This window comes from Nocardioides sp. PD653-B2 (assembly GCF_002117935.1).
GTDB lineage: Bacteria > Actinomycetota > Actinomycetes > Propionibacteriales > Nocardioidaceae > Nocardioides.
The window spans coordinates 1-20,543 of record NZ_BDJE01000066.1 but is presented as its reverse complement, the minus strand read 5'-3'; the positions used below and the strand labels follow the sequence as shown (position 1 = coordinate 20,543).

Here is a 20,543-nt window from a genome sequence, read left to right as displayed (position 1 = left end):
CGAGGAGCCTCGAAACCACCTACCGCCGGACGCCTCAGCCGCGGACCTTCACGACCGACTTGCCGAGGGTGCGCCGCTCCTCCATGTCGGTGAGCGCCTGCCCGAACTCCTCGAGCTCGTAGGTCCGGCCGACCGGCGGCTTCACGACACCGGACTCCATCATCGGGAGCAGCTCGGCCCACTGCTGCTGCATGAAGCCGGGCCGGACCATCGCGTAGGGGCCCCAGCCGACGCCGCGGACGTCGACGTTGTTGAGCAGCAGGCGGTTGACCTTGACCTCGGGGATGCCCTGGCCGGCGGCGAAGCCCACCACCAGCAGCCGGCCCTGGGTCGCGAGCGAGCGCAGCGAGTCGGTGAAGAGGTCGCCGCCGACGACGTCGAGGACCACGTCGACGCCCTGGCCGCCGGTCAGCTCCTTGACCGCGTCACGGAAGCCGTCGACCAGCACCGTCTCGTCGGCTCCGGCCTGCTTCGCGATCGCGGCCTTCTCGTCGGTGCTGACGACCGCGATGGTGCGCGCGCCGTACCCCTTGGCGACCTGGATGGTCGCGGTGCCGACGCCGCCGGCCGCGCCGTGCACGAGGACGGTCTCGCCCGCCTGGAGGTGGCCGCGGTCGGCGAGCGCGAACTGGGCGGTGAGGTAGTTCATGGGCAGCGCCGCGCCCTCGTCGTACGAGAGGTTGTCGGGCAGGGCGAAGGTGAACGCGGCCGGGTTGGCCACCAGCTCGGAGGCGCCGCCCCAGCCGCCGACGCCGGCGACCCGCTGGCCCGGCTCGAAGCCGGGCCCGGAGACCACCGTGCCCGCGAAGTCGACGCCGAGGGTGAACGGCGGGTCGGGCTTCATCTGGTACTCGCCCTTGCTGAGCAGCAGGTCCGGGAACGAGATGCCGACCCGGTGCACCTCGACGAGTACGTCGTCGGGCCCGGGCGTGGGCTCGGGTACGTCGCGGACGACGACGTCGGAGGGACCGGTGGTGGTGACGACCTGGACTGCGCGCATGGGGCGACGCTATCGGCAGGTCACTGAGGGTTGACCAGGGTGTTCATCTCGAAGTGCATCGGGTCGGTGTAGCGCCAGTCGCCGCCCCAGGTGAAGCCCCAGCGCTTGAAGATCGTGACCACGCCGCGGTCGATCCGGCCGGCGGTGCCGCGCTGGTTCTCGATGGCGTTGATGTCCAGGGCGAGCCCGAACGCGTGGTTGGAGAGGCTGGTCGTCCCGGCGATGAAGCGCGGGTAGTAGCAGCCGGCGTACTCGCCGGGGTGGATCGTGTCGGCCAGCCCCTGCGCCTGCACGTCGTTCAGCGCGGCGATCAGCTGCGGGAAGATCGCCTTGTTGCAGGTCACGCTGCCGAGGATCGGGACGGTCTGGGTGGTGATGTGGGCGGCCTCCCAGGCCGGGTCGGGTGCGATGTGGCCGCCCGACAGCACCGTGTAGCGGAAGGTGCCGACCGCGTCGGCGACGGTGCCGACGACGACCGCGGTCTGGACGACGTCGGGGTCGAGGCCCTCGCGGGCGACGACGTCGGTCATCTGCACCGACGCCTTGGTGCCGCTGAGGATCTTCTCGATCGGCGTGCGGAGGGTGATCGGCGAGGTGCTGCCGGTGCGGATCAGCAGCGCGTTGTCGGGCACCATGTTCAGCGTCGGGATCCAGGTGTCGTTGACGACGGCGTCGATCTGCGGCGACAGCGGGGCCAGGGCACCGATGTGCACCGCGGGTGCGTCGTCGGTGCTGCCGAGGCGCAGGAAGTCGTCCTCGTCGATGGGCAGCTTCTTCTCCAGGGCCGGCCGGATCGCGAGCTCGCCGCCGGCGACCCGGTCCCAGACCACGTCCTTGAGGGCGCTGTTGAGCATGGTGAAGTTGCGGTAGGTCGCGGGGTCGACCGCGGCGACGGTGAGCGCCTGGTTCTCGATCGGCACCTCGGCCAGTGAGATCGCCTCGACGTCCTGGACGCCCTTCAGCCTCTGGACCTTCGCGATCGTCGCGGCGTCGAGGGTCTTGGAGCCGTTCACGATGATGTCGGAGTAGGCGATCGCCCCGGTGCGCTCCCCGGGCGGTTCGACGGCGTGCGCGGGGTCGAGAGCGGGGGCGGCGGTCTGGCCGTCGCCGGTCTCGGCCGCGGCGGTCGCGCTCGTGGACGGCGGAGCCGGGTCGTCGGCCTTCGAGGAGCCGCTGCAGGCCGTCAGCACGAGCAGGCACGGCAGCATCGCCGTACCCAGTGCGCGCCCCACCCGCATGACAACCCCTCCCGTGGTCAGGGTACGTCTACCCCGGAGCAGCGCCCCGGGAACCTCAACCAGCCGAGCGACGACGCCTGATCTCCTCGTTGATCGCCGGCACGACCTCGTGCAGGTCGCCGATCACGGCGTACGTCGCCTTGGTGACCATCGGCGCGTCCGGGTCGGTGTTGATCGCGAGGATGTTCTTGGCCGTCGAGCAGCCCGCCCAGTGCTGGATCGCGCCGCTGATGCCGCACGGGATGTAGAGGTCGGGCGAGATGCGGGACCCGGTCTGGCCGACCTGCTCGTGGTGCGGCCGCCAGCCGAGCGACGTCACGACGCGCGAGACACCGAGGGAGCCGCCGACCAGCTCGGTCAGCTCCAGCAGGTCGGCGAAGCCGTCGGAGCTGCCGGCGCCTCGGCCGGCGCCCACGACGACACGGGCCGACGTGAGGGTGCCGGACAGGTCCGGCTCGGGCTCCTCCGACGAGACGACCCGGGCGACCAGGTCGGCGGCGTCGACGTCCGGGGTGTGGGTGACGACCTCACCCGGTCCGGGCGCCGCCGCCGGGCTCGCCTCGACCGCGTGCCCGGCGACGGTGAAGACGGCCGGCCGGTCGGAGAGCCGCATCTCCTCGAGGGCGGAGCCGCCCACGACCTGGCGGGTCACCACGAACGGCGAGAGCCCGCTGAACGACAGCACGTTGGCGGCCATCGCGACCCCGGCGCGCGCCGCGACGTGGGCCATCACCTCGTTGCCCCGAGGAGTGCCCGCGGCCATCACGACGACCGAGCCGGCCGACGCGCGCACGGCCAGGATCCCCGACGCCCAGGCCGCTCCCGAGAAGGCCGCGAACGCGTCGCCCTCGAGCACGTGCACCTGGCGGACGCCGTACGACGCGAGGGTGGCGACCAGCGCCTCGGACGCCGCGCCGACGACCACCGCGTCGACGGGCACGCCGCCGCCGGAGTCCGACAGGGAGCGGGCGAAGGTGACCGCCTCGCGGGAGACCTCGACCGCCTCCCTGGACGGGGATGTCTCGACCAGCACCAGGATCATCGGGCCAGCACCCCCAGCTGCTCGAACAGGTCGACCACCGCGGGCGCGGCGTCGGCGCCCTTGCCGAGGATCTGCACGTTGCTCGGCGCGGGCGGCGGGAGCAGCAGCCGGACCCGGGCCGGCCCGGCCGGTGCGGCCGACGGCGTGCGCTCCTCGATCGCTACCTTCTTGGCCTTCATCCGGCCGGGCACGGTCGGGTAGCGCGGCTCGACCCCGCCCTCGAGGATCGTGACGACGGCCGGCAGCGGCACCCGGTAGGTCTCGTGCCCGTCGGGCCCGGCGCCGCTCGCCACAGCGACGCCGTCCTCGACGACGACGTTGGTGACGCCGTTGACGACCGGGCGGCCGAGCTCGTAGGCCAACCGGATGCCGACCTGGAAGTCCCCGCTGTCGGCGGCGTCGTTGCCGAGCAGCACCAGGTCGTGGTCGCGGGCCACGACGGCGATCTCGCGCGCGACGTCGGCCGGGCCGAAGGTCTGGGAGTCGGCGACGATGTGCACGGCCGCGGTACAGCCGACGGCCAGCGCGGAGCGGAGCTGCTCGGTCGCGTCGGCGTCGCCGAGCGTCAGCACGGTCGCCGCACCGCCCGTCGCGGCAGCGATCTGGACAGCGAGCTCGACCGCGCACTCCTCGTGGGCGCTCATCGTGAAGCCCGCGAACCGGCCGTCGACGGCCTGGCCGTCGTCGGTCAGCACGACCTCGCTCGACGAGTCGACGACCCGCTTGATGCAGACCAGCACGTTCGTCATGTCAGCGCATCCGGGCGTTGTCGGGGTCGAAGAGCGCCGTCGCGTCGACCGAGCCGACGGTGACCGGGTACAGCTCCTCCATGTAGGACACCGCGAGCTGGTTGCCGATCGTCGCCTCGGCCGGCGGCAGGTAGGTGAGCAGCAGGTGCTTGCCCAGCGACGGCGCCGAGCCGGCGGTGGTGACGTAGGGGTGGTGGCCGTGCCCGTCGGTCAGGGTGCCGCCGTCGCGGGTCAGGATCGGCTCGCCGCCGAGCATGTAGCGCTTCACACCCGACGCCGACGTGTGGTCGTCGACGACCAGGGTGCAGAGCACGGACCGGACGGGCGCCCCCCGCTGCGCGACGTACGCCTCGCGGCCGACGAAGTCGGCGGCCTTGACCTTGGGCCGCTGCATGCCGGCCTCGACGATGGAGCGCTCGGCGTCGAGCTCGTAGCCGAACGCGCGGTAGCCCTTCTCGATCCGGCCGGTGGTGCCGTAGACGCCGATGCCTACGGGGACGGCGCCGTGCTCGGCGCCCGCCTCGAGCAGCGTCTCCCAGAGCTCGGCCGCGTCGTCCATCGCGACGTAGAGCTCCCAGCCGAGCTCGCCGACGTAGGAGATCCGCGACGCGAGCACGGTCGTGCCCTTCACCTGGATCTCGCGGCAGGAGAGGAAGCCGAAGCCGGCGTCGGACACGTCGTCGGGGGTGAGCGCGGCGAGGATGTCGCGCGCCCGCGGACCCCACAGGCCGATCGTCGAGATCTCGTCGGTGTGGTCGGCGATCGTCGTGGCGCCGTCGGCGGGGAGCTGGCGGGTGAACCACTGCAGGTCGGCCCGCCCGTGCGCTCCTCCGGTGACGACGCGGAAGTGGTCGTCGCCGAGCCGCATCACGGTGAGGTCGGAGACGAACCCGCCCTTCGGGTCGAGCACCGGTGTGTAGATCACCTTGCCGACCGCGACGTCGCACTGCGCGACGCAGGTGCGCTGCACGGTGTCGAGGGCCCCGGGTCCGGTGATGTCGAAGATCTGGAAGGCCGACAGGTCGATCACGCCGGCGGCCTCGCGCATCCGGAGGTGCTCGGCGTTGATGATCGGGCTCCACCAGCGGGAGTCCCACTCGTGCTCCCGCGGCAGCACGGCGTCGCCGTACTCCTCGAGCAGGCCGGCGTTGGACTCGTACCACTGCGGCCGCTCCCAGCCGGCGGTCTCGAAGAACACCGCGCCGAGCTTCTTCTGCGACTCGTGCATCGGCGCGAGCCGCTGGTCGCGGTCGGACTCGTACTGCTCGGCCGGGTGAATGATCCCGTAGGTCTTGATGAAGGCCTCGGTGGTGCGCAGCCGGGTGTGCTCGCGGCGCATCTGGTGGGGGTGGAAGCGCGCGATGTCGCTGTGGTGGACGTCGATCTCGGAGTGGCCGTGGGTCATCCACTCGGCCACCGCGCGACCGACGCCCGGGCCCTCCTTGATCCAGACGGCCGACGCGGTCCACAGCCCCTTGACCAGGCTCTCGCCGAGGATCGGGTTGCCGTCGCAGGTCAGCGACAGCAGGCCGTTGATCGCGTAGCGCATCTCCGCGCCCTCGGCGCCGAGCAGCTCGGGCATCAGCTCGTAGGCCTGCTCGAGCTGCGGGTCGAAGTCGTCGGAGGTGAAGGGCATCTCGGTCGGCGACAGCTTCGCCTGCTCGATCGAGGGGATGTCCTCCGGCTCGTGCAGGATCGCGCGGTGCGCGTAGGAGCCGACCTCCATGTCGGCGCCGTGCTGGCGCTCGTAGCAGAACGTGTCCATGTCGCGGATGATCGGGAACGAGATCTCACCCTCGCGCTCGGCCAGCTGCGGGCAGGGGCCGACGCTGATCATCTGGTGCACGGCGGGCGTGAGCGGGATCGAGATGCCGGCCATGTCGCCGATCTTCGGGCTCCACACGCCGCACGCGATCACGACGTACTCCGCCTCGATGTCGCCGCCGTTGGTCCGCACCCGGCGGATCCGGCCGTCCTCCACGTCGAGGCCGACGACCTCGACGGTCGGTACGACGGTCAGCGCACCCGAGGCGAGCGCGCTCTCGCGCATGATCGTGCCGGCGCGCAGCGAGTCGACCACGCCCACGCTCGGCGTCCAGAAGGCACCGATGAACTGGTCGGTCTCGATGAAGGGCACCTTCTCCTTCACGAACTCCGGGCTGACGAGCTCCGCCTCGATGCCCCACGCCTTGGCGCTCGACATCCGCCGGCGCAGCTCCTCCATCCGCTCCTCGGTGCGCGCGATCTCGAAGCCGCCCGACTCGGTGAAGACGCCCATCTCCTGGTACTGCCGCATCGAGTCGAGCGTCAGGTCCGTGATCTCGCGGGAGTGGTCCACCGGGAAGATGAAGTTGGAGGCGTGCCCGGTCGAGCCGCCCGGGTTGGGCAGCGCTCCCTTGTCGAGCTGCACGATGTCGCGCCAGCCGAGCTCGGCCAGGTGGTGGACGAGGCTGTTGCCGACGATGCCGGCGCCGATGACGACGACCTCGGCCGTGGCGGGGACGGTGGCCATGGGGAGCTTCCGATCTGTCTGGACTGTTGCGTAATGCGCAATCTGATTCGTAATACGAAACTGAGTCTAGGATCGCCCGATCCCGGCCGGGAGGTCAAGCCCCGGCCGGGCGCGAGAGATCACCCGAGGTGGAGCCGGATCAGCCCAGCCAGGCGGCGACCTTGTCGGGGTTCTCTCCGATCCACTTCGCCGCGGCGTCCTCCGGCTTCATCCCGTCCTCGGAGATGTACTTCGCCACGACATTCTGGTCGTCGTTGGTCCACTGGAAGTTCTTGACCAGGTCGACGGCCGGGCCGCCCTCGTCCGCCCAGGAGGTGGAGACCACCTTCTGCAGCGTGGTCTCCGGGTAGTCGCAGGCGACCTCGGCCGGGTCGTCCTGGCAGCCGTCGGTGTACTCAGGCAGCTTGACGCGCTGCAGGTCGATGTCGGCGAAGAGCCACTGCGGCTCGTAGAAGTAGCCGATCAGGAACTCCTTGTTCTTCTCTGCCTGCTGGAAGGCCGTGATGCTGGCGGCCTCGCTGCCGGAGAAGACGACCTTGAAGTCGAGGTCGAGGTTGCTGACGATCGACTCGTCGAACTGGACGTACGACGGGTCGGCGCCCAGGAACTGCCCCTGACCGCCGGACTCGGACGTGGCGAAGTCCTTCGCGTAGTTGTTCAGGTTCTTGTAGTCGAGGATGTCCGGGTGCGCCTCGGCGAGCCACGGCGGGACGTACCAGCCGATGATGCCCACGTTGCCGGTCTCCCCGAAGGGCTCCGCGCTGCCGTCGCCCTGGTCGGCGAAGAACTTCTTCTCGAGGTCGGGGTGACCCCAGTCCTCCATCACGACGTCGACCTCGCCGGTGCCGAAGCCCTGCCAGGAGACGTCCTCCTTCAGCTCTTTGTAGTTGACCTTGCACCCGAGCTCGGTCTCCATCAGCGTGCCGACGACGTAGGCGTCGGCCTCGTAGCCGACCCACGGGTTGACCGCCATGTTCACGTCGCCGCAGTCACCGGCCTCCGCCGCCTTGGACTCGTTGACCTTCGTCTGGTCGGCGATCGACCCGCCGCTGTCGCTGCCGCAGGCGCCGAGCACGAGTGACGCGCACGCCGCGGCTGCAGCCAGGCCAGCCCCCCGCTTCCATCCGTTCCGCGTGTTTCGCATTCCATCTCCTTGTCGCGTTGCGTGTGCGATCTCTGTTGGTTCTTTCCGAGTCAGGGGACCGTGAGCGCGTGGGGAAAGCGGGGGAACCGCTTCGCCTGCTGCAGCGGGTTCTTCGAGACGGCGTCCTCCTCCGCCGACGCCCGCATGATCCGGTCCAGCAGCACGCCCAGGAGGACGATCGTGATCCCGGCGGCCGCACCCTTGCCCCACTCCTCCGAGCGGGACGTCCCGAGGGCGACGTCGTAACCGAGCGCCCCGGCACCGACCAGCCCGCCGATGACCACCATCGAGAGCACGTAGAGGAGGCCCTGGTTGGCCGCCAACATCAGCGATCCGCGAGCCATCGGCAACTGCACCTTGGTGATCTCCTGCCAGCGGGTGCACCCCGTGGACCGCGACGCCTCGAGGGTCGTCGCGGACACCCCTTTGACGCCGTCCGCCACGAGCTTGATGGCTACCGGCGCGGCATAGACGACGCCGGCCACGATCGCTGTGAACCGCGAGGGGCCGAAGAGCGCCAGGACCGGGACCAGGTAGACAAAGGGCGGAATGGTCTGGCCGGCGTCCAGGAGGGGCCGGACGAGGATGTCGGCGACCTTCGAGCGAGCCATCCACACGCCGAAGACGACCGCCAGCACCATGACCAGGAGGGTGGCGACAAGGACCATGTTCAGCGTGATCATCGCGTCGTGCCACAGCCCGAAGTAACGGATGCCGGCCAGGCAGACCACGGCTGGGACCACGGCGCGGGCGCCTCCGAAGATCGCTCCCAGCGCGAGAATTGCGAGCCCGACCAACCACCACGGCGACTGCGCCAGCAGCTCCTGGAGCGGGTTCAGCAACACCGTCGACACGCTGTCCACGATCGCCTGGGTCACTCCGTGGAACGTCTCGGTGAACCACGTGAAGAAGCTGTCGACCCAGTCGGCGACGCGATCGCCCCACGACGAGTCGGGGAACCGCGCCGCCGACATGTTCTGCCGGGAGTAGTAGACGAGCGCCAGGGTCACCGCGCCGGCGACGGCGAGGACGATTCGACGCAGCCGGAGGTCGACCTGGCCACGCGCCGCCTTCTCCGCCGCCTGGCTGGCAGCCGTGGTGCTCCGGTCGAGCATGACGGCCATCACCACGATCAGCATGCCGGGCACGAAGGCGCTGCCCACGTCGTTGCGGATCAGCCCCTGCAGCACCGGTTGACCCAGGCCGGGGCCGTCGACGAAGGCCGCGATGGTCGCCATCGACAGCGCCGCCATTGTCGTCTGGTTCACGCCGACCACGATGGTCGACCGCGCCATCGGCAGCTGAACCTTCCGCAGCCGCTGGAAAGCCGTCTGCCCGGACGAGTCGGTGGCTTCGATCGTCGTGGTCGACACCGAGCGGATGCCGTACCCGGCGATCCGGATGATCGGCGGCAGGGCGTAGATCAGGGTGCAGACGACGGCCGCGGATGCCCCGATGCCGAAGAACAGCACGATGGGGCTGAGGTAGACGAAGGTGGGCATGGTCTGCATCAGATCGAGAATGGTCGTGAGGACCGCGGTCCCGGTGCGCCCGGCGGTCCCGTAGTAGACCGCGAGAGGCAGCCCGATGACCACCGCGACCGCGACGGCCACGAAGGTGATGATGAGCAGGTCCATCGACTCCGACCAGTAGCCGAAGAGCCCGAAGGACACGAACGACGCCGCGACGAGGACGGCGATGCGCCACCCGGCAGCGGCGAGCCCGACCCAGGTGGCGATCGCAGTGACCCCGAGCCACCCGATCTGTGGCACCGGCCGCGGAAAGTCCTCGATGGAGATCATCCGCTGGCACCAGTCGACGGCCGACCCGAACCACTCGCCGATGCCGTACGTCAATTGGATGACCGGGTTCGTGTCCCGGCTCGCCAGGACGGCGTCGCGGAACCCAGTGAGCCTGTCCTGCACGTCGGTGTGCTCGCGGATCGGCATCGCGAGCGTGTGGTTGCCCTTGGTGAACGCCCACACCACGATCCAGACGCCGACCACGACCAGCGCCCAGCCCCACCGCGGGATCGACGCGCGCTGACGTGGGGGTGGCGCCGAGGCGTCCGGTTCAGGCCGAGCCGGCGCGAGGGTGGCGCTCACGCCTCCTCCTCCGCGACCACGACCCGCAAGATGGCGTCGTCGTCGACGATGCCGACCAGCTTGCCGTCGTCGACCACCCGGACCGGGTGGTCCGAGGCCAGGGCCGCACGGGCCGCCTGACGCACGATGGTGTTCGAGCTCATCACCGGTCCCTCGGACGAGTCGTCGGGACGGGGCTCCCGCATCACCCACTTGAGGGTCAGGACGTGGGACCTCGGCACCTCCGAGGTGAAGTCCTTGACATAGTCGTCCGCGGGGGCGCCGACCACCTCGTCCGGCGTGCCGATCTGCACGATCGCGCCGTCGCGCATGATCAGGATCCGGTCGCCGAGCTTCAGCGCCTCCTGCAGGTCGTGGGTGATGAAGACCATCGTCTTGCCGAGCTCGTGGTGGAGGCGGATCACCTCGTTCTGCATGTCCCGCCGGATCAGCGGGTCCAGGGCGGAGAAGGGCTCGTCGAACAGCAGCAGGGACGGATCGTTGGCCAGCGCGCGCGCCAGGCCGACGCGCTGCTGCATGCCACCGGAGAGCTGGTCGGGGTAGGAGAACTCGTAGCCCGACAGCCCGACCAGGTTCACGATCTCCTCGGCCTTGGCCCGGCGCTCCTTCTTCTTGATCCCGCGGATCTCGAGCCCGTACGCCACGTTGTCGATGACCTGCCGGTGCGGCAGAAGCCCGAAGTGCTGGAAGACCATCGAGGTGTGCTTGCGGCGCAGGTCGCGGAGCTCGCTCTCGCTCGCCTTCGTCACGTCGTGCCCGTCGATCACGACCTGGCCCGAGGTGGGCTCGATCAACCGGGTCAGGCAGCGCACCAGCGTCGACTTGCCCGAGCCGGAGAGGCCCATGACGACGAACACCTCACCGGGCGCGACGTCGAACGACACGTCCTTCACGCCGACCACGCAGCCGGTCTTCGCCTTGAGGTCGGCCCGCGACAGGTCGGCGTCCGGCGTCCCGATGATGGTGTCGGCGCCGCGGCCGAAGATCTTCCAGAGGTGGCGCACCGACAGCGCGGCGTCCGCGCTCGTCGACGCCGTCGTGGTGTCGGGCTCGGTGACTGCGGTCATGAGGACTCCTCGTTGCGGCTGTCGCCCGGCGGGTAGAGCGGGGTGCCGTCGCGATAGCGGTAGTACGGCACGTCGGCGGGCGGGAGTGGCGTGTTGCCGGCGATGAGGTCGGCGGCCTTCTCGGCGACCATCATCACGGGGGCGTAGATGTTGCCGTTGGTGACGAACGGGAAGACCGAGGCGTCGACGACGCGCAGCCCCTCGACGCCGTGGGCCTTCATCGTGGCCGGGTCGACGACAGCCATGTCGTCGATCCCCATCTTGGCCGTGCAGGAGGGGTGCAGCGCGGTCTCGGCGTCGGCGCGCACCCAGTCGAGGATCTCCTCGTCGGTCTCGACCGACGGTCCGGGCGAGAGCTCGCCGTCGTTGTACGGCTCGAAGGCCGGCTGGTTGAGGATGTCGCGCGCGACGCGGATCGCCTCGACCCACTCGCGCTTGTCGTTCTCGGTCGACAGGTAGTTGAAGAGCAGCGACGGGTGCACCTTCGGGTCGCGGCTCCTGATCCGCACGTGGCCACGGGTGTCGGCGTACATCGGGCCGATGTGCACCTGGTAGCCGTGCCCCTCGGTCGGTGCGGACCCGTCGTACCGGATCGCGACCGGGAGGAAGTGGAACATCAGGTTGGGGTAGTCGACGTCCTCGTTGCTGCGCGCGAAGCCGCCGCCCTCGAAGTGGTTGGTGGCGCCGAGGCCGCGGCGGTGGACGAGCCACTGGTAGCCGATGCCCGGGCGCTTGCGCCACGTGAGGCCGGGCGCGATCGAGACCGGCTGCTTGGACGCGTACTGGATGTAGACCTCGAGGTGGTCCTGCAGGTTCTCGCCGACGCCGGGCAGGTGGTGGACGAGCGGGACGCCCTGCTCGCGGAGCAGGCCCTGGTCGCCGACGCCCGAGAGCTGCAGCAGCTGGGGGGTGTTGATCGCGCCGCCGCAGAGGATCACCTCGCCGGCCGTCACCCTGCGGTGCAGCCGGCCGCCGCGCAGGTAGTCGACCCCGACCGCGCGCTTGCCCTCGAAGCGGACCTGCGTCGCCATTGCGAGGGTCTCGACGGTGAGGTTCTTGCGGTCCTTCACCGGGTGCAGGTAGGCGCGGGCCGCGGAGAGCCGGCGGCCGCGGTGGAGGTTGCGGTCGAACTTCGCGAAGCCCTCCTGGCGGTAGCCGTTGACGTCGTCGGTGCGCGGGTAGCCGGCCTGCACGGTGGCGTCGAAGAACGCGGAGAAGAGCGGGTTGTCGGCCGGGCCGCGCTCGAGCACCAGCGGGCCGTCGCCGCCGCGCCACGCGTCCTCGCCGGCGAGGCAGGTCTCCATCTTCTTGAAGTACGGCAGGCAGTGGAGGTAGTCCCACTCCTTCATCCCCGGCTCGGCGCCCCAGCGCTCGTAGTCGAGCGGGTTGCCGCGCTGGAAGATCATCCCGTTGATCGAGCTGGACCCGCCGAGCACCTTGCCGCGGGCGTGGAACACCCGGCGGTTGTTGAGGTTCGGCTCCGGGTCGGTCTCGTACTTCCAGTCGTAGAGCCGGTTGCCGATCGGGAACGGAAGCGCCGCCGGCATGTGGATGAAGGGGTCGATCCGGAAGTCGGAGCGGCCGGCCTCGAGCACGAGCACCGACGTACCGGGGTCGGCCGAGAGCCGGTTGGCGAGCGCGCACCCGGCCGAGCCGCCACCCACGATGACGATGTCGTACTGCCGGTCCGCACCCATGTCCGCCCGCCTAGCCCTGGAACCAGCGTTGCTCTGCCGGGCGGATGTTGTGCCAGACGTGTTTGGTCTCGCGGTACTCCTCGAGCCCGGCACTGCCCAGCTCGCGGCCGATGCCCGACTGCTTGTAGCCGCCCCACTCGGCCTGCGGCACGTACGGGTGGTAGTCGTTGATCCAGACCGTGCCCATCCGCAGCCGGCCCGCGACCCGCTGGCCCAAGCCTGCGTCCTGCGTCCACACCGCGCCGGCCAGGCCGTAGATGCTGTCGTTGGCGATCCGCACGGCCTCGTCCTCGTCGCGGAACGTCTCGACGGTGAGCACCGGGCCGAACGACTCGTCCTGCGTCACCGACATCGCGCTCGTGCAGCGGTCCAGGATGGTGGGCAGGTAGTAGAAGCCGTCAGCGAGCGCGGGGTCGTCGGGACGCGCGCCGCCGGTCCGGAGCACCGCGCCCTCGGCGATCCCGGCCGCGACGTACGCCTCGACCTTGTCGCGATGGGCGGAGCTGGTGAGCGGCCCGGTCTCGGCCTTGTCGTCGAAGGGGCCGCCGAGGCGGATCCGCTCGGCTCGCTCCACGAGCGCGTCGACGAAGTCGTCGTGGATCGACTCCTCGACGACCAGGCGCGCACCGGCGGAGCAGACCTGGCCGGAGTGGAGGAAGACGGCAGTGAGCGCGAAGTCGAGGGCGACGTCGAAGTCGGCGTCGGCGAAGACGATGTTGGGGTTCTTGCCGCCGAGCTCGAGGGCCACCTTCTTCACGGTGCCGGCCGCGGCGGCCATCAGCCGCTTGCCGGTCTCGAGGCCGCCGGTGAAGGAGACCAGGTCGACCCGCGGGTCCGTCGAGAGGGGCGCACCGGCGCTCGCACCGGCGCCGAGCACGAGGTTGCCGACGCCCGCGGGCAGGCCGGCCTCCTCGAGCAGCCGCATCAGGTGGACGGCGGAGTGCGGCGTGAGCTCGCTCGGCTTGAGCACGAACGTGTTCCCGGCCGCCAGGCACGGCGCGACCTTCCACGAGACCTGGAGCAGCGGGTAGTTCCACGGGGTGATCAGGCCGCACACGCCGACCGGCTCGTGCACGATCCGGCTGACGACGTCGGGGTTGCCGGTGTCGACCATCCGGCCGGCGTCCTCGGCGGCCACCCGGCCGAAGTGGCGGAAGACCGAGACGACGTCGGCCACGTCGTACTGGCTCTCGACCAACCGCTTGCCGGTGTCGAGCGACTCCATCCGGGCGATGTCGTCGGCGTCGCGCTCGAGCAGGTCGGCGACGGTCAGCAGCAGGTCGCCGCGCTCGCGGCTGGACGTCGTGGGCCAGGCGCCGTCGTAGAACGCGCGGTGGGCGGCGGCGATGGCCGCCTCGGTGTCCTCGGCGCCGGCCTCGTCGACCTCGGCGACGAGCGAGCCGTCGGCGGGACAGCGGATCTCCCGGCGTGCTCCGGCGCGCGCGCTCGCCCACGCACCGTCGAGGTAGAGCTCAGCCACCTGCGGACCCACTCCCTGCAGCGGAACGCTGGTTGCGTATCGCGCAACCCGATGCTCTCCGCGCAACCAGCCTGTTGTCCTGAGGATGGTGCGAGGTCACCCGGCCGTCAAGCGGTTCCGCTCAGTTGTGACTCAGCGGTGACCCCAGCCGAGCCGGTGCGAGACCTCGGCAGCGGCCGCGAGCAGCTGCGGGACGACGGTCTCGACCCGGTCCGCGCCGAGCCGGAAGGTGGGCCCGGAGACGCTCATCGAGGCGACCACGTCACCGTGCGCGTTGTGGATCGGGGCGGCCGCGGCGGTCAGCCCCTCCTCCAGCTCGTCGATCGCCACGGCGTACCCCTGCTGGCGGACCAGGGCCAGCTCCTCGCGCAGCTTCTTCTTCTTGGTGATGGTCGTCGGGGTGTAGCGCGCGAGGGTGCCGAGCACCTCGCCGAGGCGCGCGTCGTCGAGGCCGCTCAGGAGCACCTTGCCGTTGCTCGTCGCGTGCAGCGGGATGTGCTGGCCGACCCAGTTGTGCGGCTGCAGCGCCGAGGAGCCGGCGATCTGGTCGAGGTAGAGGGCCGAGCTCTCCGACAGCACCGCGATGTTGACGGTCTCGCCGGTGTCGGCGGCCAGCTGGCGGCAGACCGGGCGGGCCTCCTGCACCAGGTCGAGCCGCGCGGTGGTGGCGCCGGCCAGGCGCAGGATGCCGACGCCGAGGCGGTAGCGACCGCGCTCGCTGGTCTGCTCGACGAGTCGGTGCGACTCGAGCGTCGACATCAGCCGGAACGCCGTGCTCTTGTGGACGTCGAGCTCACCGGCGATCTCGGTGACCCCGGCCTCGCCCATCCGGGCCAGGACCTCGAGGATGGTGAGGGCTCGATCGACGGACTGGACGCCGGCGCTACCCTCACTCATGCCCGGAGACTAGCGTAGGCCTTGTTGCGTATCGCAGACTTCGTTTCGGCCAGCGCAACACTCCACCTACTCCGGCAAGGCGGTTCCCCGTGCCCAACCTCGCCACCCCGACCATCGCCGCGGGTGACTACGTCCTCATCCTCTCCTGCCCCGACCGCCCCGGCATCGTGCACGCGGTCTCCGGCTTCCTGGTCGCGCACGGCGGCAACATCGTCGAGTGCCAGCAGTTCGGTGACCGGCTCACCAACCGGTTCTTCATGCGCATCGACTTCGAGGTGCCCGGCTCGACCGACGCCGCGGCGATGCGCGCCGCCTTCGGCCCCGTGGCCGAGGAGTTCGACATGAGCTTCGAGCTCTGGGACGCGACCGCGCCGTACCGCACGCTGATCATGGTCTCCAAGCACCTGCACTGTCTCAACGACCTGCTCTTCCGGGCCAGCACCGGCTCGCTCCAGATCCAGGTCCCGGCCGTCGTGTCCAACCACCCCGACGCCGGCGCGCTCGCCGCGTCGTACGGGGTCCCCTTCCACCACGTCCCCGTCACGCCGGACACGAAGCCGGCCGCCGAGGCCGAGCTGATGCGGCTGGTCGACGAGTACGACGTGCACCTCGTCGTGCTCGCCCGCTACATGCAGGTGCTCTCCGACGGCCTGTGCCGCCAGCTGTCCGGCCGGGCGATCAACATCCACCACTCGTTCCTGCCGAGCTTCAAGGGCGCCAAGCCCTACCACCAGGCCTTCGACCGCGGCGTGAAGCTGGTCGGCGCGACCGCGCACTACGTGACCGGCGACCTCGACGAGGGCCCGATCATCGAGCAGGACGTGATGCGCGTCGACCACGGCTACGACCAGGAGCAGCTGGTGTCGGCCGGCCGCGACGTCGAGGCGCAGGTTCTCTCCCGTGCGGTCCGCTGGCACTCGCAGTCACGGGTGCTGCTCAACGGCTCGCGGACGGTCGTCTTCCGCTGACACGTCGAGTCGCGACTTCCTGCGCGTGAGGGGTCAGGCTGACCAGCGGATGGCCTCGGTCGCCACATCCGCCGGCTTGTAGACGCCGGCCAGCTCGGGGCGTCGGACCATGAGGTCGCTGAGCCCGCGGGCCCGGGTGACGGCGCTGCTCTCCTTGGCCGGGACGGACACCCGCACGCGCACGTCCGGGGCCTGCTGCACTGGCTGCTGAAGCGTGGTCATGTCTCCCCCGATCGGCTGGGTCAGGACTCGTCTGAGGAGAGGTTTCCCGCCGGGGGCCACTCGACACCCCCCGGGCCCGACCGGTCTGGACCGCCGAGGTGGCGCCAGTTTCCCCGAATTCGATGCCGAGTCGGCGCCAGTTTCCGTCGGCGGGGAAACTCACGCCGACTCGACGGGTGCCGGGGGGAAACTCACGCCGACTCGACGGGCGCCGGGGGGAAACTCACGCCGACTCGGGTCAGTCGCCGAGCTCCGCCCGGCGCCGTACGACGAACGCCTCGAGCTCCTCGCGGATCGCCTCGTCGAGCGGCGGCTGCTCGTAGTCCTCGAGCCTCTTCTTGTAGATGTCCGTGGCGCGGGCGGCGGTGTCCTTGGCGCCACCCCGCATCCACCGCTCGTAGTTGTCCGACGAGTTGAGGAAGGGCCGGTAGAAGCAGGTGCGGAACCGCTCCATCGTGTGCATCGCCCCGAGGAAGTGGCCGCCGTGGCCGACCTCCTCGTGCGCGCCGAAGGCCATCGAGTCCTCGTCGATCTCCAGCGGGGTGAACTCGTGCTGGAGCATCTCGACCAGCTGGGCGTCGATGACGAACTTCTCGAACCCGGCGACCAGCCCGCCCTCGAGCCAGCCGGCGGAGTGCATGACGAAGTTCGCGCCCGCCAGGAAGGTCGGCATCATCGTCATCAGCGCTTCGTAGCCGGCCTGGGCGTCGGGCACCTGCGAGGAGGTGAGCCCCCCGCCGGTCCGGAACGGCAGCCCGAAGTGGCGCGCGATCTGTCCCGTGCAGAGCAGGCCGATCCCCGACTCCGGCGTGCCGAACGTCGGCGAGCCGGACTGCATGTCGATGTTGGACAGGAAGGAGCCGAAGACGACGGGGGCACCGGGCCGGATCAGCTGGGAGAGCGCGATCCCCGACAGCGCCTCCACGATCTGCTGCACCAGGGCGGCCGGGATGGTGACCGGCGACATGGCCCCCATGAGGATGAACGGCGTGAGGATGACGGGCTGGTTGGCCGAGGAGTACTCGAACTGCGCCTCGAGCATCCGGTCGTCCCAGCGCAGCGGGGAGTTGCAGTTGATGAGCGAGATGATCGCCGGCGTCTCCTCGATCGACTCCCGGGAGCCGAAGAGGATCTCGGTCATCGCGATCGTGTCCGCGGCGTTGGCCCCGGAGACCACGTTGCCCATGTAGATCTTGTCGGTCAGCGTCTGCAGCGCGTACGTCATGTCGAGGTGCCGGCTGTCCAGCGGGGTGTCGTTGGGCTCGGTGATCACGCCACCGGCGGAGTCGAGCACCGCGAAGCTCTGGGCCAGGCGGGTGAAGTTCCGGAAGTCGTCCATCGTCCCGTCGCGGCGCACCTCGCCGTCGCGGACGAACGGCGGTCCGTAGACCGCGCTGAACGCCATCGAGTCGCCGCCCACGTGGACCGAGTTCGCGGGGTTGCGGGCCTGGAGGTCGAACTCACGGGGCGCCTTGGCCACCTGCTCGAGCACCCAGTCGGGGTCGAGGAAGGCCGTCTTGTCCTCCACGCGCTGACCGGCCTGACGGAACAGGTCGAGTGCCCGGTCGTCCATGAACTCGACGCCGATCTCGGTCATCAGCCGGCGCCAGCCCCGGTCGAGCGTGGCCATCGCTTCCTCGGACAGGATCTCGTAACGCGGCATGGTGTTGCGGAACATCGGTCCTCCAACCTAACCTCATGATGTGGGACCAGAGTTCCACATCATGGAACAGGACGGAAGTATGGTCGAGGCGAGCACAAGCGGAACCCAGGCGGTCGACCGCGCCGCGCAGCTGGTCTCCACGGTCGTGCACGCCGACCAGCCGCTGAGCTTCGCCGACCTCCAGGAGGCCAGCGGGCTCGCGAAGTCGACCACCTCGCGCATGCTCACGGCGCTCGAGCGCACCGGCCTGGTCGAGCGCGACGCCGCCGGGTCGTACGTCGCCGGCAGCCTCTTCTGGCTGTACGCCGCGCGCCACGACCCGTGGGAGGAGCTGGTCCGGCTGGCCCGGCCCGCCATGGAGCAGATCGGCGAGGACACCCACGAGACCGTGCACCTCAGCGTCAGCCGTGGCGAGAAGGTCGTGCAGGTCGCCCAGGTGGACTCGCGCTTCCTGCTCGGCACCCGGGACTGGACCGAGATCGAGGTCCCGGCCCACACCTCCGCGCTCGGGAAGGTGTTCTACGCCTGGGGCGCGCTCGCGGTGCCGACGGGCGAGCTCGAGCGGCTCACGGACAGCACGGTCGGCACCCCCGAGGAGCTGCACCGCGACGGCATCCGCACCCGCAAGCGCGGCTGGGCGGTGACCCACGACGAGCTCGAGGTGGGGCTCACCGGCATCGCCGTACCCGTCCAGGGTCCGCGCGGCGACGTGGTCGCAGCCCTCGGCATCTCGGGACCCACCCCCCGGCTGGAGGACCGGCTCGACGAGCTCGGCCGCCAGCTCTCGACCCACGCGACACAGCTCTCGACGCTGCTGCGCGGCCGGACCCCGAACACCGTGACCAAGGAGGGCGTGGCATGACACCGGAGGAGATCCTGCAGGGGCTGTACGACGAGACCCTCGTCGGCAACGCGCCCCGCGTCCTCGAGCTCACCGAGGAGGGACTGACGCTCGACATGGAGCCGCAGACGCTGCTCTTCGACGCGCTCATCCCCTCGCTCGAGGAGGTCGGCGCCCGCTTCGAGCGCGGCGACTTCTTCGTGCCGGAGATGCTGATCGCGGGCCGCGCGATGGCCGGCGCGATGGAGCGGCTCCGCCCGCTGCTGGTCGCGGGCGGCATCGAGACCATCGGCAAGTTCCTGATGGGCACGGTCAAGGGCGACGTCCACGACATCGGCAAGAACCTCGTCAACATCATGCTCGAGGGCGCCGGCTTCGAGGTCATCGACCTCGGCGTGCAGGTGGCCCCGGAGAAGTTCGTGAGCGCGATCGAGGAGCACCAGCCCGACATCGTCGGCTTCTCGGCGTTCCTGACCACCACGATGCCGATGTTCAAGGCCAACATGAACGCGCTCGAGAAGGCCGGGCTGCGCGACCAGGTCATCGTCATGGTCGGCGGCGCCCCGGTGACGCAGGAGTACGCCGACGCGGTCGGCGCCGACGGGTACGCCGCCGATGCGTCGCAGACCGTGAAGCGCGCGAAGGCGCTCATGCACGAGAAGCGCTCGAAGGTGCCCGCATGAACACCCCATTCGAATGCTCGCTTCGCTCCGCTTCGAACAGGGACCCCGTTTGATGCCCGCGCCGCGTCTTCAGACCGTGCTCCGGTCGGCGACCCAGCAGGTCGTCATCGGCCACGACACCCGCTTCTGCCTGATCGGCGAGCGGATCAACCCGACCGGCCGCCGGATCTTCCAGGAGCAGCTGCGCGCCGGCGACCTCTCGGCGATCGAGCGCGACGTGAAGGCGCAGGTCGAGGGCGGCGCCGACGTGCTCGACATCAACATGGGTGTGCCGCTCACCGACGAGGCCGAGCTGCTGGCGAAGGCGATCACGATGGTCCAGCAGCTCACCGACAAGCCGATCTGCATCGACTCCTCCGTCGTGGAGGCGCTCGAGGCCGGCCTCTCGGTCTACCAGGGCCGCGCGCTGGTCAACTCGATCACCGCCGAGGACGAGCGGATGGCGCAGATCCTCCCGCTGGTCAAGAAGTACGACGCCGCGATCATCGCGCTGCCGAACGACGCCGACGAGATCCCGATGGAGGCCGACAAGCGGGTCGCGCTGACCCGCAAGATCATCGAGGTCGCGACGAAGGAGTACGGCATCGCCGCCGCCGACATCGTGATCGACCCGCTCGCGATGCCGATCGGCGCCGACCAGGACGTCGTGAACGTCACCCTCGACACGATGCGCCGGATCCGCGACGAGTTCGGCGTCAACATGACCTGCGGCGCCTCCAACGTGTCGTTCGGCATGCCGTCGCGCCACGCCCTGGGCGCGGCGTTCCTCCCGATGGCGATGACCGCCGGCCTCACCTCCGCGATCATGGACACCCGCACCCCGCAGATCGTCGAGGCGGTCAAGGCCGCCGACCTGCTGCTCGGCCACGACGAGTGGGGCGGCGCCTGGATCGCCGCGCACCGCGCGAGGCAGGCCGCATCGGCGTGACGGACGAGCCGCTCGAGGCGTTCGACCTCGACGACGTACGCCGCGAGGGCCTGCTGCCGACCCCGGGCGCCGACGTCGCGGCGCACGACGGCACCGGCCGCGTCGAGCTGTCGTTCACCGTGCAGGACGCCGACCCGGCCCGCACCGTGCAGCGCCAGGTGCGGGTGCCCCCGGGCGTGACCGTCTTCGACTCGGCGTCGTGGAACGGCATCGCGATCGACTCGACCTGCGGCGGCCACGGCACCTGCCACAAGTGCAAGGTCCGAGTGAATACGGTGGTTGAGGAAGGCGCGCAGCGCCTGTCTCG

General features: G+C 70.3%; 18 protein-coding genes. 5 read left to right on the top strand and 13 right to left on the bottom strand.

Annotated features, from left to right (window positions below; all coding sequences use genetic code 11):
- Positions 1-34 precede the first annotated feature (34 nt).
- The 11 genes from PD653B2_RS23090 to PD653B2_RS23040 all read right to left on the bottom strand — a co-directional run bounded on the left by PD653B2_RS23090 (position 35) and on the right by PD653B2_RS23040 (position 14,931).
- Positions 35-1,000, bottom strand: a complete 966-nt coding sequence (locus PD653B2_RS23090; RefSeq protein WP_085874775.1) for an NADPH:quinone oxidoreductase family protein — start codon at positions 998-1,000, stop codon at positions 35-37.
- Between the two features lie 20 nt (positions 1,001-1,020).
- Complete coding sequence (locus tag PD653B2_RS23085; protein WP_085874774.1) at positions 1,021-2,238, bottom strand: M15 family metallopeptidase; 1,218 nt, start codon at positions 2,236-2,238, stop codon at positions 1,021-1,023.
- Between the two features lie 55 nt (positions 2,239-2,293).
- Positions 2,294-3,280 (bottom strand): electron transfer flavoprotein subunit alpha/FixB family protein, encoded by a 987-nt coding sequence (locus PD653B2_RS23080; protein WP_085874773.1) that lies wholly within the window; start codon positions 3,278-3,280, stop codon positions 2,294-2,296.
- Entirely contained in the window at positions 3,277-4,029 is a 753-nt protein-coding gene (locus PD653B2_RS23075; protein ID WP_085874772.1) for an electron transfer flavoprotein subunit beta/FixA family protein, read from the bottom strand. The genes PD653B2_RS23080 and PD653B2_RS23075 overlap by 4 nt, the downstream gene beginning before the upstream one ends.
- Before the next feature lies 1 nt (position 4,030).
- Positions 4,031-6,541 carry a GcvT family protein gene (locus PD653B2_RS23070; protein ID WP_085874771.1) on the bottom strand — a complete coding sequence of 837 codons (2,511 nt, stop codon included), beginning with the start codon at positions 6,539-6,541 and terminating at the stop codon, positions 4,031-4,033.
- Positions 6,542-6,680: 139 nt separating this feature from the next.
- Positions 6,681-7,685, bottom strand: a complete 1,005-nt coding sequence (locus tag PD653B2_RS23065; RefSeq protein WP_085874770.1) for an ABC transporter substrate-binding protein — start codon at positions 7,683-7,685, stop codon at positions 6,681-6,683.
- Between the two features lie 50 nt (positions 7,686-7,735).
- Positions 7,736-9,790, bottom strand: a complete 2,055-nt coding sequence (locus tag PD653B2_RS23060) for an ABC transporter permease (protein WP_085874769.1) — start codon at positions 9,788-9,790, stop codon at positions 7,736-7,738.
- A complete protein-coding gene (locus PD653B2_RS23055) occupies positions 9,787-10,857 on the bottom strand; it encodes a quaternary amine ABC transporter ATP-binding protein (protein WP_085874768.1) in 1,071 nt (356 codons plus the stop codon). Before PD653B2_RS23055 ends, PD653B2_RS23060 begins: the two co-directional genes overlap by 4 nt.
- Positions 10,854-12,554, bottom strand: coding sequence for a choline dehydrogenase (gene betA / locus PD653B2_RS23050; protein WP_085874767.1), 1,701 nt, complete (start codon positions 12,552-12,554; stop codon positions 10,854-10,856). The genes PD653B2_RS23055 and betA overlap by 4 nt, the downstream gene beginning before the upstream one ends.
- Before the next feature lie 10 nt (positions 12,555-12,564).
- Positions 12,565-14,034: an aldehyde dehydrogenase family protein gene (locus PD653B2_RS23045; protein ID WP_085874766.1), complete on the bottom strand. Its 1,470-nt coding sequence runs from the start codon at positions 14,032-14,034 to the stop codon at positions 12,565-12,567.
- 132 nt (positions 14,035-14,166) lie between these two features.
- Complete coding sequence (locus tag PD653B2_RS23040; RefSeq protein WP_085874765.1) at positions 14,167-14,931, bottom strand: IclR family transcriptional regulator; 765 nt, start codon at positions 14,929-14,931, stop codon at positions 14,167-14,169.
- 89 nt (positions 14,932-15,020) lie between these two features.
- Here PD653B2_RS23040 and purU point away from each other — a divergent pair, with 89 nt between their 5' ends.
- A complete protein-coding gene (gene purU, locus PD653B2_RS23035) occupies positions 15,021-15,899 on the top strand; it encodes a formyltetrahydrofolate deformylase (RefSeq protein WP_242665415.1) in 879 nt (292 codons plus the stop codon).
- 33 nt (positions 15,900-15,932) lie between these two features.
- On the opposite strand, the gene PD653B2_RS23030 is transcribed toward purU, so the two are convergent.
- Entirely contained in the window at positions 15,933-16,121 is a 189-nt protein-coding gene (locus PD653B2_RS23030) for a hypothetical protein (RefSeq protein ID WP_085874764.1), read from the bottom strand.
- 238 nt (positions 16,122-16,359) lie between these two features.
- Complete coding sequence (locus PD653B2_RS23025) at positions 16,360-17,799, bottom strand: trimethylamine methyltransferase family protein (protein WP_085874763.1); 1,440 nt, start codon at positions 17,797-17,799, stop codon at positions 16,360-16,362.
- A 46-nt stretch (positions 17,800-17,845) separates the two neighbouring features.
- Here PD653B2_RS23025 and PD653B2_RS23020 point away from each other — a divergent pair, with 46 nt between their 5' ends.
- The 4 genes from PD653B2_RS23020 to PD653B2_RS23005 form a co-directional block, all read left to right on the top strand.
- Positions 17,846-18,646, top strand: coding sequence for an IclR family transcriptional regulator (locus PD653B2_RS23020; protein WP_085874762.1), 801 nt, complete (start codon positions 17,846-17,848; stop codon positions 18,644-18,646).
- Complete coding sequence (locus tag PD653B2_RS23015; RefSeq protein ID WP_085874761.1) at positions 18,643-19,308, top strand: corrinoid protein; 666 nt, start codon at positions 18,643-18,645, stop codon at positions 19,306-19,308. The genes PD653B2_RS23020 and PD653B2_RS23015 overlap by 4 nt, the downstream gene beginning before the upstream one ends.
- Positions 19,309-19,360: 52 nt before the next feature.
- On the top strand, positions 19,361-20,236 hold the full coding sequence (locus PD653B2_RS23010) for a dihydropteroate synthase (RefSeq protein ID WP_085874760.1): 876 nt from the start codon (positions 19,361-19,363) through the stop codon (positions 20,234-20,236).
- Positions 20,233-20,543, top strand: a 311-nt coding sequence (locus tag PD653B2_RS23005; RefSeq protein ID WP_133059411.1) for a 2Fe-2S iron-sulfur cluster-binding protein, incomplete at its 3' end; no start/stop codon positions are given. The genes PD653B2_RS23010 and PD653B2_RS23005, both read left to right, overlap by 4 nt.

Excerpts from the sequence above, each read along its gene's own strand:
- PD653B2_RS23025 (WP_085874763.1), bottom strand. The coding sequence starts at position 17,799 with ATGTTCCGCAACACCATGCCGCGTTACGAGATCCTGTCCGAGGAAGCG.
- PD653B2_RS23020 (WP_085874762.1), top strand. The coding sequence starts at position 17,846 with ATGGAACAGGACGGAAGTATGGTCGAGGCGAGCACAAGCGGAACCCAG.
- PD653B2_RS23030 (WP_085874764.1), bottom strand. The coding sequence starts at position 16,121 with ATGACCACGCTTCAGCAGCCAGTGCAGCAGGCCCCGGACGTGCGCGTG.
- PD653B2_RS23070 (WP_085874771.1), bottom strand. The coding sequence starts at position 6,541 with ATGGCCACCGTCCCCGCCACGGCCGAGGTCGTCGTCATCGGCGCCGGC.
- betA (WP_085874767.1), bottom strand. The coding sequence starts at position 12,554 with ATGGGTGCGGACCGGCAGTACGACATCGTCATCGTGGGTGGCGGCTCG.
- PD653B2_RS23090 (WP_085874775.1), bottom strand. The coding sequence starts at position 1,000 with ATGCGCGCAGTCCAGGTCGTCACCACCACCGGTCCCTCCGACGTCGTC.
- PD653B2_RS23080 (WP_085874773.1), bottom strand. The coding sequence starts at position 3,280 with ATGATCCTGGTGCTGGTCGAGACATCCCCGTCCAGGGAGGCGGTCGAG.
- PD653B2_RS23085 (WP_085874774.1), bottom strand. The coding sequence starts at position 2,238 with ATGCGGGTGGGGCGCGCACTGGGTACGGCGATGCTGCCGTGCCTGCTC.
- PD653B2_RS23055 (WP_085874768.1), bottom strand. The coding sequence starts at position 10,857 with ATGACCGCAGTCACCGAGCCCGACACCACGACGGCGTCGACGAGCGCG.
- PD653B2_RS23065 (WP_085874770.1), bottom strand. The coding sequence starts at position 7,685 with ATGCGAAACACGCGGAACGGATGGAAGCGGGGGGCTGGCCTGGCTGCA.
- PD653B2_RS23075 (WP_085874772.1), bottom strand. The coding sequence starts at position 4,029 with ATGACGAACGTGCTGGTCTGCATCAAGCGGGTCGTCGACTCGTCGAGC.
- PD653B2_RS23015 (WP_085874761.1), top strand. The coding sequence starts at position 18,643 with ATGACACCGGAGGAGATCCTGCAGGGGCTGTACGACGAGACCCTCGTC.
- PD653B2_RS23010 (WP_085874760.1), top strand. The coding sequence starts at position 19,361 with ATGCCCGCGCCGCGTCTTCAGACCGTGCTCCGGTCGGCGACCCAGCAG.
- PD653B2_RS23040 (WP_085874765.1), bottom strand. The coding sequence starts at position 14,931 with ATGAGTGAGGGTAGCGCCGGCGTCCAGTCCGTCGATCGAGCCCTCACC.